At 70.8% G+C, this 15355-nt stretch carries 16 protein-coding genes; 7 read left to right on the forward strand and 9 right to left on the reverse strand.

All coding sequences use genetic code 11. The annotated features are described in order from the left end of the window. The first annotated feature begins 5 nt into the window (after nucleotides 1-5). Nucleotides 6-386, forward strand: a complete 381-nt coding sequence (locus ABZX67_RS12465) for a hypothetical protein (protein ID WP_355357983.1) — start codon at nucleotides 6-8, stop codon at nucleotides 384-386. 762 nt (nucleotides 387-1148) lie between these two features. On the opposite strand, the gene ABZX67_RS12470 is transcribed toward ABZX67_RS12465, so the two are convergent. From ABZX67_RS12470 to ABZX67_RS12490, 5 genes are all read right to left on the reverse strand, one after another. Continuing rightward, nucleotides 1149-2324 (reverse strand): FAD-dependent oxidoreductase, encoded by a 1176-nt coding sequence (locus ABZX67_RS12470; RefSeq protein WP_355357986.1) that lies wholly within the window; start codon nucleotides 2322-2324, stop codon nucleotides 1149-1151. 611 nt (nucleotides 2325-2935) lie between these two features. After that, nucleotides 2936-4162 (reverse strand): glycosyltransferase, encoded by a 1227-nt coding sequence (locus tag ABZX67_RS12475; protein WP_355357989.1) that lies wholly within the window; start codon nucleotides 4160-4162, stop codon nucleotides 2936-2938. A gap of 321 nt (nucleotides 4163-4483) precedes the next feature. Beyond that, nucleotides 4484-4975 carry an SMI1/KNR4 family protein gene (locus tag ABZX67_RS12480; protein WP_355357992.1) on the reverse strand — a complete coding sequence of 164 codons (492 nt, stop codon included), beginning with the start codon at nucleotides 4973-4975 and terminating at the stop codon, nucleotides 4484-4486. Beyond that, nucleotides 4891-5739: an SMI1/KNR4 family protein gene (locus ABZX67_RS12485; protein WP_355357995.1), complete on the reverse strand. Its 849-nt coding sequence runs from the start codon at nucleotides 5737-5739 to the stop codon at nucleotides 4891-4893. The genes ABZX67_RS12480 and ABZX67_RS12485 overlap by 85 nt, the downstream gene beginning before the upstream one ends. 501 nt (nucleotides 5740-6240) lie before the next feature. Next, a complete protein-coding gene (locus ABZX67_RS12490; protein WP_355357998.1) occupies nucleotides 6241-6963 on the reverse strand; it encodes a hypothetical protein in 723 nt (240 codons plus the stop codon). Nucleotides 6964-7352: 389 nt separating this feature from the next. On the opposite strand from ABZX67_RS12490, the gene ABZX67_RS12495 reads away from it, so the two are divergent. The 3 genes from ABZX67_RS12495 to ABZX67_RS12505 all read left to right on the forward strand — a co-directional run bounded on the left by ABZX67_RS12495 (nucleotide 7353) and on the right by ABZX67_RS12505 (nucleotide 8697). Further along, nucleotides 7353-7562 (forward strand): hypothetical protein, encoded by a 210-nt coding sequence (locus tag ABZX67_RS12495; RefSeq protein ID WP_355358001.1) that lies wholly within the window; start codon nucleotides 7353-7355, stop codon nucleotides 7560-7562. A gap of 448 nt (nucleotides 7563-8010) precedes the next feature. Then, on the forward strand, nucleotides 8011-8196 hold the full coding sequence (locus ABZX67_RS12500) for a hypothetical protein (RefSeq protein WP_355358004.1): 186 nt from the start codon (nucleotides 8011-8013) through the stop codon (nucleotides 8194-8196). 327 nt (nucleotides 8197-8523) lie between these two features. Then, complete coding sequence (locus ABZX67_RS12505) at nucleotides 8524-8697, forward strand: hypothetical protein (protein WP_355358007.1); 174 nt, start codon at nucleotides 8524-8526, stop codon at nucleotides 8695-8697. A gap of 280 nt (nucleotides 8698-8977) precedes the next feature. Here ABZX67_RS12505 and ABZX67_RS12510 read toward each other — a convergent pair whose 3' ends face one another. Beyond that, nucleotides 8978-9934 (reverse strand): LysR family transcriptional regulator, encoded by a 957-nt coding sequence (locus ABZX67_RS12510; RefSeq protein ID WP_355358010.1) that lies wholly within the window; start codon nucleotides 9932-9934, stop codon nucleotides 8978-8980. A 212-nt stretch (nucleotides 9935-10146) separates the two neighbouring features. On the opposite strand from ABZX67_RS12510, the gene ABZX67_RS12515 reads away from it, so the two are divergent. The 3 genes from ABZX67_RS12515 to ABZX67_RS12525 all read left to right on the forward strand — a co-directional run bounded on the left by ABZX67_RS12515 (nucleotide 10147) and on the right by ABZX67_RS12525 (nucleotide 13014). Then, nucleotides 10147-11013: an NADP-dependent oxidoreductase gene (locus tag ABZX67_RS12515; RefSeq protein WP_355358013.1), complete on the forward strand. Its 867-nt coding sequence runs from the start codon at nucleotides 10147-10149 to the stop codon at nucleotides 11011-11013. A gap of 125 nt (nucleotides 11014-11138) precedes the next feature. After that, nucleotides 11139-12260, forward strand: coding sequence for a homogentisate 1,2-dioxygenase (locus tag ABZX67_RS12520; RefSeq protein ID WP_355358016.1), 1122 nt, complete (start codon nucleotides 11139-11141; stop codon nucleotides 12258-12260). Between the two features lie 142 nt (nucleotides 12261-12402). After that, nucleotides 12403-13014: an NADPH-dependent FMN reductase gene (locus ABZX67_RS12525; protein ID WP_355358019.1), complete on the forward strand. Its 612-nt coding sequence runs from the start codon at nucleotides 12403-12405 to the stop codon at nucleotides 13012-13014. Between the two features lie 458 nt (nucleotides 13015-13472). Here the strand turns inward: ABZX67_RS12525 and ABZX67_RS12530 are convergent, their stop codons facing one another. From ABZX67_RS12530 to ABZX67_RS12540, 3 genes are read right to left on the reverse strand one after another with little or no spacing between them, the layout of a single operon-like run. Continuing rightward, nucleotides 13473-14282 carry an aminoglycoside phosphotransferase gene (locus ABZX67_RS12530; protein ID WP_355358022.1) on the reverse strand — a complete coding sequence of 270 codons (810 nt, stop codon included), beginning with the start codon at nucleotides 14280-14282 and terminating at the stop codon, nucleotides 13473-13475. Beyond that, nucleotides 14279-14947: a hypothetical protein gene (locus tag ABZX67_RS12535; RefSeq protein ID WP_355358025.1), complete on the reverse strand. Its 669-nt coding sequence runs from the start codon at nucleotides 14945-14947 to the stop codon at nucleotides 14279-14281. Before ABZX67_RS12535 ends, ABZX67_RS12530 begins: the two co-directional genes overlap by 4 nt. Then, nucleotides 14944-15345, reverse strand: a complete 402-nt coding sequence (locus tag ABZX67_RS12540) for a hypothetical protein (RefSeq protein ID WP_355358028.1) — start codon at nucleotides 15343-15345, stop codon at nucleotides 14944-14946. The genes ABZX67_RS12535 and ABZX67_RS12540 overlap by 4 nt, the downstream gene beginning before the upstream one ends. Nucleotides 15346-15355: the final 10 nt, after the last annotated feature.

The following is a 15355-nucleotide window of genomic DNA, read 5'->3' on the forward strand; positions in this document are numbered from 1 at the left end:
CGCCGTTGCTGCCCGAACCGGGCCCCGACGGCCTGCCCGGCAGCGCGCAGCTCACCCGGGAGCGGGCCCGGCACGGTCTCGGCGGCCAGTTCCACGGCGCGCCGACCACCCAGCTGCATGGGCAGCTCACGGCGGGGCTGCTCGACGGCGGAGACCTGGTGCGCCTTGCCGCCCCGGCCGCGCGCCTGCTCGCCTACCTGGGCGCCGCCGCCCGCCGCACGGACGCCCCGCCCCAGGCCGCCGAGGGCCGGACTCTCCTCGCGGACCTCGTGCGCGCCCAACTCGGCACGGACCCGACGGCCTGGCGCCGGGTCGCTGAGCGGCTGACCGGCCTGGACCCCGAGTGGAATCCGAACTCGACGGTGGAGACGCTGCTCGCTGCCTAAGAGCCAGCGCCTGGTCAAGGCCGTGTCGCGTGGACAGGCGAGCCCGGCCTGTAGACGGCGGACCATCAGCAGCTCGCCCTGCTGCTGGCCGGAGCCGCCCGGGCGGTGGCCGGCGACGTACGCCGCGCGGCCGCCCAGTTCCCCGAGGACCACAAAGCCCGGGCGCTCGCCGAGCTGGTCCTCGAGGAGACCAACCGGTGCCTGGCCGCTGGCCTGGAGGGCACCGCGTCCTGCGTCCGGGACCGCGCCCGGCTCGTCTGCGGGCGGGGCGCGGCGCCGTCCCGCACGTTCCGCACGGACCTTGGCCACCCCTTGGCTCTTGGCGGGCGCGGCCGGTCTGTTCCGTCAGGCTCAGGTACTGGGCAACCGGGCGCGACACCCCTCGGACGGGGTTTCCCCGCGAGTCGCTCGCTGACGGCTCGCATCGTGCACCGGCGTCCCTTCGCCTGGTGCCCTCGCTTCCCGGAATCAACCAGGGGCTGCGGGACGAGGGCCAGGACATCCGGCGCGGCGACGGCATCAGGGCACGCCGACCGCTGTGGGACACCGGCTGGGGCCCGGAGAGCGCCGCCCGCTACGCGCGCCGGCGTCGGTCGTACCCGGCACCTCCTCGTAGGCGAGGTTCTCGGCGGGACCGAAGGCGTGCAGGCGGATGGCGCGCCTGGTGGCTCTCCCTTGCTGAGTGGGGCGCGTGCGGCGGCGTCGCGGTGTCGCGGCTCCGCGCCGTACGGAAAGAGCCTTCAGTCTCAAGTCCGCGTGAGGTCAAGGCGCGGGCGTACGGGACGGGGTGACGCGGGCGGCCCGCAGGGCGAGGGAGGCCGCACCGATCGCGCTGGTGAACGACACCTCGGTCAGCACGCCGGGCGCCGAGACCTGGTCGCCCGCGAGGAGGACCCCGTCGCCCCGGTCGATCGCCGGGCGGTCGCGCCACGTGGTGCCCGGGAGGTCGACCGCTCCCGTACGGCCGTTGGCGACGGCCTCGCGGCGCCAGAGGGTGCGCTCGCGCCAGCCGGGGAAGCCCTTGTCGAGCAGCCGTTCCGCGTGGGCGACACCGTCCGCCTTGGACTGCTGTGGCGCGATCGGGAACTGGCCCTGGAGGAGGGTCTGCCCGGCCGGGGCGAGGGAGGGGCCCTGGGCGGTGAACCGTTCCAGCCAGCCGGGTGCGTCCAGGTCGGAGATCACGAACGGGTCGCCGCGGTGCGACCGGAGCGCCAGGTCGAGCAGGACGGTGCGCCCGCTGGGCCAGGTGAGCGCCGGGTCCCCGAGGAGGCGGCGGGCGGCGTCCAGGGACGTGGCGACGACGACCGGGCCGTCACGGTCGGGCAGCGCATCCACACGGGCGGAGGTCTCGACGCGTACGCCGAGGTCCCGGGCGCGGGCGGCCATCCGGTCGATGACCCCACCCCAGCCGCCTCGCGGGTAGTGCGCCTCGGGCGGCAGCGCGGTGGCCCGGCGCAGCCGCTCCTGCACGAAGCGGGCGGAGAGCGAGCCGGGGTCGTGGTGGAACAGCGCGACGGCCGCGAAGTGCGCGGCGGCGCGGCCGGCGGGGCCGCCGGCCAGGCGCTGCGACCAGGTGGCGAAGTCCACGTCGACCGGGGCCTGTTCGGGCCTGCGGCGCGCCAGGCGGAGCATGCCGAGGGGCGGCGTGCGGCGCAGCTCGCCGTCCAGGTGGAAGCGGAACCGGGCGCTTTCGCGCGGCGGCACGGCGGCCATGGGCCCGAGCAGGCCGCGCTGCGCCAGCCAGGACCAGTGCGGGCCGCGGTGGTAGAGCGCGTGGGGGCCTTCGTTCGTGCGGTACGGGCCCTCGGCGGTGCGGGCCCGTCCACCGAGGGTGCGGTGCGCCTCGTACAGGGTGACCCGGGCGCCGGCTTCGGCGGCGGTGATGGCGGCGGTGAGCCCGGCGAAGCCGCCGCCGACGATGGTGATGGGGGTGGGCATGGTGTCTCTCCCGGAGGGTGGGTGTGTGGCCGTTCCTCAGGGATGACGGGTGGGCGGTGCGATGTGTGACATCGGGGCGGGTGGGGGTGGTGCGGTGGTGCGGGCCGGGTAGACGAGCCGCTCTCCGAGGCCCTCCGCCTCCATGCACGGGACGTACGGAAGATGGCGGCTGCACGCCCCACGATCCGCACTACGAGCGGGTGGAGTGGGCGCAGGAGTTCACCCGCAAACTGTGGGGCTGAGGTACCCGCCACTGCGCCGCCGGGTCAACGTGGCGCTGTGCCGTTTCCAGTGGAAACGGCTCACTGGCGTGGTCCCTCTTCGGGGGCTGCTGCGGGCGCACCGCCTGGCGGTCGGCCAAGACCACGCGTGGGGCGGCGTTTCCCCGTGGGCACGGGGACCACCGCGCCTCGCGTGCGGGGACGACCCTTGGAGGAGTTCTTCGAGACCGTGGCTTTGTTCATGACTTCGGGCAGCGTTTGTTCACGACTTTGGGAGGCGTTGGGGGGACGGTGGCGTTCGAGTTGTTCGCGAGTTTCGGCAGCACCGGATACGGCGGAGTGCATCGGACGGTCTGGCACCGCAGCATGGGGGTGGAGCATTCCTCGGATTCACCCGGCGCCCTCTGCGCCGATGTGGCTGAGCACCGCGGCGGCGCCGTCCTCTGCTGCGATGCGGTGGGCGAGTTCGGTCGCGCGGCGTCGGTGGGCCGGCTCGGACAGGCAGACCGTGATCGCGTCCCTGAGAGCTTCGGCGGACAGGTCCTGGAACGGCACAGGCCGGGGGGCGACCCCCAGCTCGTACAACCGAGACGCCCAGAACGGCTGGTCGGCCATGACGGGAACGGCCACAGCGGGCACTCCGGCCCGCAGTCCGGCTCCGGTCGTACCCGCCCCGGCGTGATGGACGACAGCGGCGGTACGAGGGAACAGCCAGTCGTGCGGGACGTCGCCGATGGCCAGGACGTCGTCGCCCCAGCCACTCAGTTCGGCCCACCCCGCCTGCACCACCGCACGCACCCCCGCCCGCCGTACAGCCGCAGCCACCAGCTCACTGAGCCGTTCCCCCTGCCCTGGCGCCATGCTGCCGAACCCGATGAACACCGGCGGCGGACCGGCCTCGAGGAAGTCGACCAGTTCGGCCGGGGGTTGCCACCCGTCCGGCCGCGCGGGCCACCAGTAGCCCGATACTTCCGCCCACGACGGCCAGTCCCCGGGGCGCGGCACCACCAGCGGGCTGAAGCCGTGGAAGACCGGCCGGATGTCCCCCGATGACGATGACGATGACGCGCCGGCGCCGGGCAGCCCGAGGTGGGCGCGCAGCCGGGTCACGGCGCCCGCGAAGACCCCTTCAGCGCGCCTCACCACGTCCCGACCTGCGGCGAGGTTGCCCTCCGGCCCCGGGCCGCCGACGGTGCTGCGTGCGTTGGGCAGCGCGAATGCTCCGGTGGCGAAAGTCGGTACGAGGTACGTGCCGATGACAGGGATGCCGAGCGCTTCGCCGGCCGTCCTGCCGAGCGGCGCCGGGCCGGAGGCCGTGAGCAGCAGGTCGGCCCCGCCCGCCACGGCTTCCGCTACCCCGTCGGCGAGCCCGTCCGCGTACGCCCTCGTCAGCGCCTGGGCCTCCTCCCGCGACGCCGCCAGGGACCAGTCCCGGATCAGCCCCTGCGGGTCTCCCGGCACAGGCCGGTAGTCGAGACCACACCCGTCGATGAGTGCGGTGAAGGACGCGTGAGCGGCCACGGCGACCTGATGGCCGGCGTCCCGCAAGCGCCGCCCCAGGCCCGTGAAAGGCGCGACATCCCCACGTGAACCGGCAGTGATGATCAGAATCCGCATGCAGCGATTCTCCTCGGCGGATGGCGCCCGGCCACGTCGCCGGCCAAGGGGATCCTCAGCGCGCCTCCAGCCCCGGGAGTGTGCTGTCGGTACTCGTGAACATCGAACACCGCCAAGTCGGCGTGCTGCTCAAAGCCGCGTACATCCGCTGTCCGAAACTCGTGAACAAAGCCAAGGCCGACCCCGGTTTGGACTACCCCCGCGGGCGCGGGGACAACGCCTCTTGGCCTGCACTGATGCTGGCGGTGCGGCCATCTTTCATTCGGCAGGGTCGGGCGGTCGCAGCGGCAAGTCGGTGGCATTGTCACCGCTACGGCGGCGTCACGCCGGTTGTGTCGGAGCGTCGAGGTTTCCCTCGATGCGCGTTTGTACGATTTGATGCCGGTCCCAGAGGGACAGGATCTCGTTGGCGATGGCAACGACGGGCAGGTGGTCCTGTTCCCGAACCGTGACGGCTGCGGCCTTCAGGGTGCGCGGGACGGCTCCGGCGTCGAGGAGGACGCGCCATTCGTGGGCGCCGAGTTCCAGGGATTCCAGTCCGGTGAGACCGGCGATCTCCATGGGGTTGGCCAGGGTGCCGGGCGAGGCGGTGAGAGTGCGCAGGCGGGGGAGTTCGGCGACTGGCGCGAGGCTGAACGGTGGGCCGTCCCAGGCGTCGAGGGACAGGACTTCCAGGGCGGGGTGAGCGGCGTCCTGGATGGTCTCAAGATGACCGGTGCCAACCCTGGCTACGGCAGAGAGCTGATCTTCGCGGAGGTCACGGCGTTCCTCGCGCAGTCGGCCGAGAACGAAGTCGGTGAGGGAGTCGGCCACAAGGATGGCACCGAGGCTCTTCTCGTGATCGACCAGGGGATGATCTGCCCGAAGTGTCCGCCCGGGCCAGGAGTCAGGTCGACGGCGAACTCGTCACCTCCGTTGCTGCCGAAGCCGATCCAGCCCGTTGAGCCGGCCAGGCCCTGCACCGCGGCGTCGGGTGCCGTACTGACCGCGCGCTTCGCGTCCATATCCCATCCGTGGTGACGGAGCGGTCCGTTGATGGCATAGAGGTAGTCCAGACCGGAGAGCTCGCAGCCGACCGCTTCACCGGCGCGATCGGCCTCCTCGAAGTCGTCTTCGTAGTCCACCCGTGTCACCCGGTAAAGCACCTTGAGTTCGTCGGACAACGTGACACCGAGGCGTGCTTCGGCGGCAGCGATCTCCTCTTCAGCCGCGCCCACGGCGTCGGGCAGCCGTTCGCGGAGCGTCCGCTCCAGCAACCTCAGATCCGCCGAAGGTGCCGGTATCGCCCCAGGCACCGCAGCGGGACTGCGGAGCCAAGGCTCCGGAAGGGCTTCATCAACCAGAATGAGCACTCCCAGGTCCGGGCAGCCGACAGCCGGTTCCACGACCGGACTTGGCCAGACAAGGCCGAGCGTGACCTTTCCGGCCGGCTGGACCTCCGCCCGAAACGCGACCTCCTTCTTGACTCCACCCCGCGCGAGCGCCCGCTGAATGTCCTCCACCGCGATTCGCGCTGACGGCGACATCGATCCACGATGGGCGAGGCTCCAGCCGTACTGGCTGATGCGTCCCGCCACACGCGCTAGCCGACCGGCAGGCCACTCGGTGTCGCTGGCCAGCATGAACCGCAGTACGGGCTCCCAGGTCGCGAAATCGCATACCGATGACAAAGGGGCTCTCTGATCAACCATGCGTAGAACGTACGCGGAGCTCATGACAGCCTCAGCGTCACGGTCGTGGCCTTCAGGACGTGCTACCCGCCGGGCGCGGGACGACCCCTCAACGGAGATGCCAGCCAGGGAGACCAGGGGGACAACCCCCGCGGGGGCGGGGACGATAGCTCGGCGCGGGCGTCGTCGGCGGCCTTCTGCGGACTACCCCTGCGGGCGCGGGACGACTCCGGCTCCGTCGACAACATGCTCAGCAGACTCACCGCGCACCGTGAACCCGTAGGCGCCGTCGCCACCGATGTTCACGGGCACCAGAGCGCCCTCGTCGATGTACTCGACGAGGGCGCTCTGGTGCCGTCCACCCGGTTCACCGAAACGGCCCTCGTTCTCAGCAGGACGCGACGGGGTTCAGTTCAGGGTCTCCAGGACCTCGGCGTGGGCCGGCGCGTGCTCCCGGGCCTCGCCGTCGACGGTCCACGAGCCGTTCCACTCGATCCGCTGGACCCGCCCGTGGCGGTTCTCGTACTCCACGAAGCTGCCGGGCGCGCCCTCCAGGAGCTCCAGCTCCCGGAGCAGCACGTCGGGGGTAGTGAAACCACGGAGGTCGCCTTCGCTTCCTCCGCCGGTCCGCGTGTTGTCGAACTTCATCCGGAGGAACGGCATGGCCCCACGGGTCATGTCCGCCGCGTTCAACATCCGCTTGAAGCGGAAGAGCGCCTCCTCCGGGGTCTCGTTCCCGGAGAACTCGCGGACGTACGCCGGGAAGACCCCGACCACGACCTCGTTGAGCTCGTCGTTCCGACCCACGTAGTAGCCGTGGATGTCTGGCTGGATCGCCACCAGGGCGTCGAAGTCGTACCCCGGGTGGGAGAACCCGGGAACGACCTCGAAGGGCCGGGGGTCCTCCCCGAGCCCCGCACGGTGCTCACGCGCGAACGTAAGCACCGACCGGGCCAGATCCTCGTCGAAGGAGTTCCGGGCGTTCACCTGATGGACGCGCGTCCCCTCCGCGTTCATCGCCAGCGAGAACACGAACCGGGACATGGGCGACCAGCGCCACGCGTAAGAGAGGCCCGGAAACTCCTCTATCCCGGGAATTTCCCGTACGGCCTGCTCCACATCAAATGCCACCCTTGGTCTCCTTTTAATTCGAGTAGTTGGGACCCGTGTCCTGCCGATAACGCGCCATGCCGATCGTGCCGGTGACGCGGGTAAAACGTACGCGGAGCCTATGACAGCCTCAGCGTCACGGTCGTGGCCTTCAAGACGTGCTACCCGCCGGGCGCGGGACGACCCTCCAACGGAGATGCCGGCCAGGCAGACCAGGGGGACAACCCCCGCGCGTGCGGAGACGACGTAATGATGCTCAACGACGCCATCAGCGCGGCGGGACTACCCCCGCGTGTTTGGGGACGACGCCAGCAGCGCCTTGTCCCGCATCCGCCCCGCTACACAAGAACGCTGGGGTGGCGCCTGCAGCCCCCGTCTGTTGCACCGATCGTTGGGGGATGTGTGGACGGTTGCTGACTATCAACGTGGCCGTGCTGCGCGCAGTCATCGTCTTCTTCCGGCTGCGGCGCCGCACCCAGGCCCGCAGCGGGAGCGAGGAGAAGACCGCTGCCGTCATCATCCCGGCGCTGGGCGTTCTCCTCGCTCCCACCCCGCTCGGCCAGGAAATCGCCGACACCCTGAGACAGCTTGCGAGCGGCGTCACCCAGGCCAGTCGATGACCCGCCGCACGCGCACGGGTCGGACGGCACCCGTCGGCGCACACTGCGGATCTCGGGTCCGGGGAGCGGGGGAGTGATGGCGGCGCGTCGACGGCGTCGGCGCTTGAAGAAGCAGACCCGCAGCAAACTGCAGGTCTGGGGTGCGGTGCTGTCGCTGGCCGTAGCGGTGTGGGTCGTCGGGAACTGGTCGAGGGTGTGGCCCGTCCCTGGTGGTCGTACTCGCCGCAGCCGTGGTGGGCGGGGCCGGCTGGGCAGCTGCTGCGGGCGCACCGCCTGACGGTCGGCCAGGACCGCGCGTGGCGGGCGCAGGAGGAGGCCCGGGCGCGTGAGTTGTCCATGGCCCAGGTCGACGCCCTGTCGTGGCAGGAATTCGAGACGTACATCGCGGAGCTGTGCCGGCGGGACGCCCCTCTGCCTGACCGCGGCACGCCAGCGGATCGAGGGATGCATGCAGCCGGCAGAGTCTGCGGAGCAAGGGGTTCTTCTCGACCAGGAGCAGGTGGAGGTGCCGGCCGCCGATGTCCTCACCGCGCTCACCCAGCTCGACGAGGCCCGGGCGGCGCTGGGCACCCTGGAGCGCGACCTCACCCGGGCTGCCCCGCAAGCGCGGGACCTCCTGACAGCAGGTCGCTGACCATCTCGGACTGGCCACCCGCTCCAGTGTCGAGAGCCGGTTCGACGCTCCCGCGTACGGCCCGAAGCTCCGCTGGAGCATGCCCAAGCAGAGCGCGGTGGTCAACGAGCGGACGCCGAACGCGAACGTCCGCGCCCTGCACGTCCTGCCGCCCACACCGGCGAAGACCAGCCCCGCAACCGCGGCCGCCGACCCGGACCCGCAGCCGACTGCGCACTCGGCGCCGGTACACCGACGGACCCCGCCCAAGGGCTACCTCCGCGCCCTCGAAGCGCACCGCCAAGCCGCGCGACCGCGTCAAGCGGACCTGGCCATCGCCAAAAAGCGGTGGAACGGCAGACCGCCGCGATGCGGGAACTGAGCCGCCGCGCGTTCCCCGAGCCCGAGGTCATCCCGGACGATGCGCCGGCCGCCGTTGGCATGAACAGCCTGCGCGCCGCCCGCCTCATGGACGACGCCGCCGACGCCTGGACTCCAGTGATCGGCTCCGCCCAGGCGTAGCGCTGGAGGGTCGTTCCGCAGTTTCGTGAGTACTTCCCCGTGATCATGAGCAGTTGTCACGCTCAGTAGCAGTTGGGCGGCTCGGCTGTTCGCGCCGCTCAGGTATGCCGACAGAGTGCCCGGCCACTGGCCGCAGCGGGTGACCTCCGCGCGGATTCCGACGTTTGTGCCGGAACCCGCGTACGGCGAGTTGCGGACCCTGGACAGGGTCCGCAACTTCCGGCAGGTGCGATTGGACACCTCGGCCGACGCGGGAGTTACGAGCCGGGCATGAGAGTTGTCAGGAGGGTCTGGGCAGGTCGGTCCGGTCGGTGCCCGGGAGCCACCAGGTGCGGTCGGGGAACTGGTGCCAGTGGTGGTCTTGGGCGTAGTTGTGGACGAGCTCCAGGGCGCGGTTGACGGTAGGTGTGGCTGTTTGCGTATTCCACACGGCGTGCCATGGGTAGAGCGGCACGGGGTTGATCAGGGGGCGAGCGGTGAGGCCGTGGGGTAGGTCTCCCGTGGTGAGGCCGAAGGCGGGGTAGCCGCGGGCGAGGACGGTGGCGTGGATGGCGGCGCGGCCGTGTCCGCGTACGCGCAGTGCTGCCTGGAGGTTGAAGTCGTTGATGGCTTCGTCGATCCAGTCGCGCCATTCTGCGGCTTCCTCGGCGGTGTGGACGAGGAGTGGGTGGTCGGTGAGAGCGGTGAGCGTCACCTCGTCGTGGGCTGCCAGGGGGTGATCGGTGGGCATGACGAGGCCGATGGGTTCCAGCCGGACGGGCATGGTGCCCAGGGGCGCCGGGAGGTCCTGGCCGAGTCCGTGGGGGCGGCCGAAGGAGATGTCGAGGTCTCCGGCGAGCAGGCGGGGCAGGGCGGCGGCCAGGCCCTGGCTCTGGAAGACCTCGAAGGGCAGGCACGGTGACTCGCCGCGCAAGTGCTGGGTGATGAGTGAAGGGGTGAGCCCTTCGGTGAGGACGTCGATGCGCAGCGGTGCCTGTGTGCGGGCGACCTCGTCGACCAGGCGCTGGGCGTCGGCCAGCAGGCGTCGGCCGCGTTTGACGAAGATTTCGCCTGCGGGGGTGAGGGCCACGTGGCGGCGGTCGCGGGTGAACAGGGGGATACCGACACGGCTTTCCAGGGCGCTGATCTGCGAGGAAAGCGTCTGCTGGGCGATGGTCAGCGCCGCTGCCGCCCGGCCGAAGTGCAGTTCCTCGGAGAGGGTGACGGCGTAGCGCACCTGGCGCAGGTCTAGGTCCACGCCTTCCACGGTAACAGCCTTTGACTGTCATGTATCAGCTCGGGAGTGTTGGACGCGAGTGAGCCGTAGGCGTTGACTTGGTCACCAGAAGGACGCCGGATGGCACAGATCGAAGGCTGTTTCCGGTACTGATTCACTCAATCGAAGGTAAGGCGGCGGCTGGCATGAAGGCAGTGGTGATGGACTCCTACGGCGCTCCGGAGGTTCTCCGGGTGGCTGATCTTCCTGAGCCGAAGGCCGGGCCGGGTCAGGTGCGGGTGCGGGTCAAGGCGGCGGGGCTGAACCCGATCGACGCGAAGGTCCGGCGCGGGGAGTTCGACGCGGTCTTCGACATCTCTTTCCCGCAGCAGCTCGGCAACGAGTTCGCCGGGGTGGTCGACCAGGTCGGCGCCGGAGTCGAGGGCTTCGCGGTGGGGGATGAGGTGATCGGGTTCGTCGATCTGGCGGCCTACGCCGAGCAGGTCGTCGTCCCCGTCGAGAACCTGACCTTGAAGCCTGCGGAGCTCTCCTGGGAGACGGCAGCGGTCATCGGCGCGGTCGGTCAGGCGGCGTACAACGCGCTGCGGATGCTGGAGGTCGCAGCGGGCGAGACCGTGCTGATCCACGGTGCGGCCGGCGGGGTCGGCTCGGTTGCCGCCCAGTTCGCCCGCGCCTGGGGCGCCCGGGTGATCGGCACCGTCAGTGACGACAAGCACGACTACGTGCGATCCCTCGGTGGTACGCCTGTGACGTACGGCGAGGGCCTGGAGGAGCGTGTGCGGGAGCTGGCCCCGCAGGGGGTGGATGCCTCCCTTGATCTGACCGGCTCCGAGGAGGCGATCACCGTCTCGATCGCCGTGACCGGCGACAAGGGCCGGATCGTGACGCTGGCCAGCCCACCGCTGGCCAAGCAGTACGGCATCACGATGATGTTCGGCACCCGCGCGGCCGAGACTGTGGCCCAGGTCGCCGGTCTCGCCGCCCGCGGCGACTTGGACCTGCCCATCGCCCGCTGCTTCGCGCTGGCGGACCTTGCCGAAGCGCACCAGCTGATGGAAACCGGCGGCCAGCGCGGCAAGCTCGTCCTCACCCTGGACTGACCCGGCTACAAGCACGGCGGCACCCCCGCCTCCGCGAACGGTGCACCGGGGCTGCCGCCCGCCCCGCCGCACCCTCACACACTCACCGACTGGCGCGACGCGGTACGCGCCCATGGAGGAGTCTCTTGTTCGCCAAGCACGTCCAGGGCCGGATATCCGGTCAGGCCCACTCGGCGGTGCCGGAGGGCACCTTCGAGGAACATCACGCACGCCGCGGCTTCGAGGGAGAGGTCTCCCAGCTCTACCACGCCCACCCCACCACCAACTGGCTGCGCGTCGAAGGCCCGATCCGGCCACGCGGTATCCAGATCACCGACCTCGCGACCGCTGACGCGTCCAACCCCAGGGCACTGCCGACGCTGCTGATGTTCAACGACGACATCAAAATCTCGGTGTCCAAGCGGTCCGCCGCGATGCCGTACTACTTCCGCAACGCCGACGGCGACACGCTGCTGCTGACCCAGTCCGGCAGCGGCACCCTAGTGTGCGACTACGGCACCCTGACCTACGGACCGCTGGAGTACCTGGTCATCCCGAAGGGCACCAACTACCGCCTCATACCCGACGAAGGTGTCGAGCACCTGACGTACGTGGTGCAGACGCGGGAGCCGATCGTGCTCCCCGAACGCGGCCCGCTCGGTCACTTCCTGCCCTTCGACCGAGGCGTCCTGGACGTCCCCCGGCTCGACGCCCGGGAGGACGTCCCGGCACCAGCAGACGCGAGCGGGGAGTGGGAGGTGCTCGTCACCCGCGACGGGGAGCTGTCCTCCATCTTCTACGCCTTCGATCCCGCCGACGTCGAGGGCTGGACCGGCAGCCTCGCCCCGTTCCGTCTCCGACTGGCGGACATCCGGCCGTTGACATCGGAGCGGCTGGATGTGCCGCCGATGACACACGCCACGTTCCAATCGGGCGACAACTGGATCGTCACCATGGCCCCGCGCCCGATGCAGAGTGCCGAGGACGCCGAGCGCGCGCAGCCCTACCACCGCAACGTCGACTACGACGAGGTGATCGTCCCCCTCGGCACCCCCGACGGCCGCAGGGTCGGCCCGCCCCCCGGGCTGATGAGCGTCACCCCCGGCGGGATGAACCACGGTCCCAACCAGGCACGCCTGGCCGTGGCCCGCGACCGGCTGCCGATCTACGTGTGGAACATCGACACCGCCCGCCCCCTGCACTACACGGACGCCTTCGCGGCCGGTGAGATCCCCGACTTCGCCCAACGCGAGAGCTTCCGCGGCTGACCCACCGAGCTGTCTGACCGGCCCCGCCCCGAAGCCCCGCCCGGCGGGGCCGGCCTTTGTCCCGCCCCTCACCCTCAATGCCGCTTGTCCATGTCGGCGCGGCGACACTGCCACGCCCGTATCTGTCCCGGAGTAACCCTTCATGAGCCATGTCCTGGCCATTTCCGGCTCTCTGCGAGCCGCCTCATTCAATACCCAGATGCTCCAGGGCCTTCAGACCCTCGCCCCCGAAGGCATGCACATCGAGCTGTTCAAGGGCCTGGGCGAACTGCCCCACTTCAACGAAGACCTTGAGGCCGACCCGCCGGCCACCGTGCACAGGATGTGGCAGGCCATCGCCGACGCCGACGGTCTCATCGTGGCGACCCCCGAATACAACGGCGCCATGCCCGGTGTCCTGAAGAACGCCCTGGACTGGGCTTCACGCCCCTACGGCGCGAGCACCCTGCCCGGCCACGCCGCGATAGTCCTGTCAGCTTCCCCCGGCATCTTCGGCGGCATCCGCGCCCAGAGCCAGCTGCGTGAACTGTTCGCCCTGCTCAACGTCTACGTGGTCGGCGGCCCCCAGGTCGCCGTCCCCGAAGTCCACACCCGCCTGGACCACGAGGCCGAGCCGGGCGAGCGCCTGAACGACCCCACGACCCGCGCCATGCTCACCTCCCTCCTGCACGGCCTCGCCGAAGCCATCGACCACCAGGCCGGACGCCGCCTCATCCAGCCGCTGCACCACTGGCGAAGCCAGCTCGCCAGCTGACCGTCCTCTCAACAGACCTCCGCCCGCTGCCCGACAAGCGCAACACACGCTGAGGCGTGAGCACATCCTGATCATTCGCGAGACCGGTCGATCGCCGTGGCCACGTCGTCACAGGCCTGGCCGATGACTGCAAGGTGGACCAACCGGCACCGACTGGCCGACGGCCACGGAAAAACGGTTCACCGCGCTGTATGAACTGCTGACCGTCCATTCGGGCCTGATCGCCCTGTGCGGTGCCCGGCCCTGGCTCGGCCCGCCGGCTCCCCAACCGATCAGCTCGGAGCCGACCCGGGGCTCCCAGCGATCGTGGCACGTTCCCTCGCCTGTGTCGGGCTCCCGCCGCGCGGACGCCGTCACGCCGCAACCGCGCGCTCCGTACGACGGATTCCACCCCGTCGGCATCGACCGCTCGCTGCCGCCTGATCCGGCCGTCGAGAACCGATCCGAGGACGTGGCGCTCAGCGGCGGTGCGCCTTCCGCGCCCGCCCGGCTTCCAGCGCTCGCTGGCGGTACGCCCGCAGATCCTCGACGCCCTCGTGGGCGCGCTGCTCCCAGTAGCTGGTGATCGAGGCGGCGAACGCCGTGACCGCTTCTTCGGGGGCGTCCCGGTAGGCCGGGATCTGGGCGGCGTGCTTCTCGGCTTCCTCTGGGGTGTGGCCGGCGAGGATGAGCTGGGGGACCATCAGGGCGGCGTCGAGCCAGGCGGCGCCGCGGTGGGCGAGGGCCCAGGCGACGAACAGTGGGCCGTGCTCGCCGATGAGGATGTTGTCCGCCCTGATGTCGCAATGGAGCAGGGTGTCGCCGCATGGCGTCGTGCTGCGTGGCCGCGCGTTCGACGACGGGGTGGTCCGTGAATTCGGGCGCGTCCGGGTACGGGCACGGGGGAGCTGGGTATGGAGGGCTGCGACGGCGTCGAGTACGGCGGGGAGGTCGGGGGATCCGGGGGAGAGGTCGGGGTGGCGGCCCTCGGCGTAGGTGAAGGCGAGGACGACCCAGCCGTCCGTGTCCATGGTGGTCAGCAGCCGCGGTCCGAGCCCGTCGGGGAGGGTGCGGTTGATGGCGGCCTCGGTGCGGTACAGGTCGGCGAGCGGGCCGTGTGCGGGGATGGCCTTGATGAACACCTCGCCGCCGGTGGCGGTGCGCATCCGGACGCGGACGCCGGGGGTGAAGCCGCCCGCGACGGGCTCGGCCGGGCCGGTGGGCTGGAAGTGGTCGGCGATGCGGTGGCGGAGGAGGGCTGGGAGGTCGTCCCAGGTAGGGGTGGTCACGTCGGTCTCCAGGTGATCGCGTCGTGGTCGAGGTGGACCAGGTGCTCGTGCGCGAGGTCGGCAAGGCCCCGGCGCAGGACCGCGTACAGGTGGGGGCCGGGCCGGTAGCCGAGGAACCTCTTCTCGGTCAGGCCTTCCGGAGACGCCAGTAGGGCGCCGGTGGCGTCGGCGAGCCTGATTTTTCCGGCCCCGGCGATCCGCAGGGCGAGAAGTGCGCAGCCTCGTTCGGCCTTGGCGACGTGGCGCCGGTAGGTGTGGACGTCGCCGGTGAGGAAGAGGTGCGGGGTGGTGAGGGCGTTGAGGAGGAGCCGCCGTTTGAACGCCGGGGAGTTCAGCATCTGCGGGTCGCCGACGGGCGTGGCGTAGCCGCTCACGCCGATGAAGCCGTCGAGGCGGGCGGCGCTTTCGATCTCCGCTGAGGTGGCGTACAGCTTTGTGGTGTAGCTGACCTCCTCGTCGAGGGTGAGGTCGTGCTCGGCGTGGAGGTGCTTGACGTCGTAGATCAGTTGGGCGAGCCGGTCGGGGGCAAGAGGCCGGTTTCCGGTGTAGAGGAGGTCGAGGTCGGATGTCGGCCGCGGGTGGATGGCGTGGGAGCCGTAGACGAGGGCGTACCCGGCGCTGGTGGGGTGCAGGGCGGCGGCCGCCGTGAGCAGGTCGGTGTTCACTGCTGCCCCAGGGCGTGGCCGAGGCCGGTGACGTAGGCGAGGGCGTCGCGCATGTGGCCTTCGGTGATGCGCCGGTTGTTGCCCGTGAACCGCAGCGGGTACAGGGTCGCGCCGTGCTGGAGGCGGCCGGTGTCGTCGGGGACTGAGAACTGGTGGAAGTGCCACCGGCCCTCTTCCAGGATGCGGGCGTGGATGCGCCGGCTGATGGTGTTGATCCGCTCGGCGACGTCGTTGGCGTGGGCTGGCCGAACGTCGACGAGGACGCTTACCGCGGCATGGCGACCGCCCTGCGGGAGTTCGCCGAGGACGCCGACGACGACGGTCACGCGGCGCACCAGCACATCCAGCGGCTGCTGTCCTCTGGGCAGAGCGAGTCGCTGACCGCGCTCGACAAGCACTGGTCCAAGG

This window comes from Streptomyces sp. NPDC003036, assembly GCF_040611175.1.
In the GTDB taxonomy this organism is placed as follows: Bacteria; Actinomycetota; Actinomycetes; order Streptomycetales; family Streptomycetaceae; genus Streptomyces.

Excerpts from the sequence above, each read along its gene's own strand:
- ABZX67_RS12500 (WP_355358004.1), top strand. The coding sequence starts at position 8,011 with ATGCAGCCGGCAGAGTCTGCGGAGCAAGGGGTTCTTCTCGACCAGGAG.
- ABZX67_RS12525 (WP_355358019.1), top strand. The coding sequence starts at position 12,403 with ATGAGCCATGTCCTGGCCATTTCCGGCTCTCTGCGAGCCGCCTCATTC.
- ABZX67_RS12475 (WP_355357989.1), bottom strand. The coding sequence starts at position 4,162 with ATGCGGATTCTGATCATCACTGCCGGTTCACGTGGGGATGTCGCGCCT.
- ABZX67_RS12470 (WP_355357986.1), bottom strand. The coding sequence starts at position 2,324 with ATGCCCACCCCCATCACCATCGTCGGCGGCGGCTTCGCCGGGCTCACC.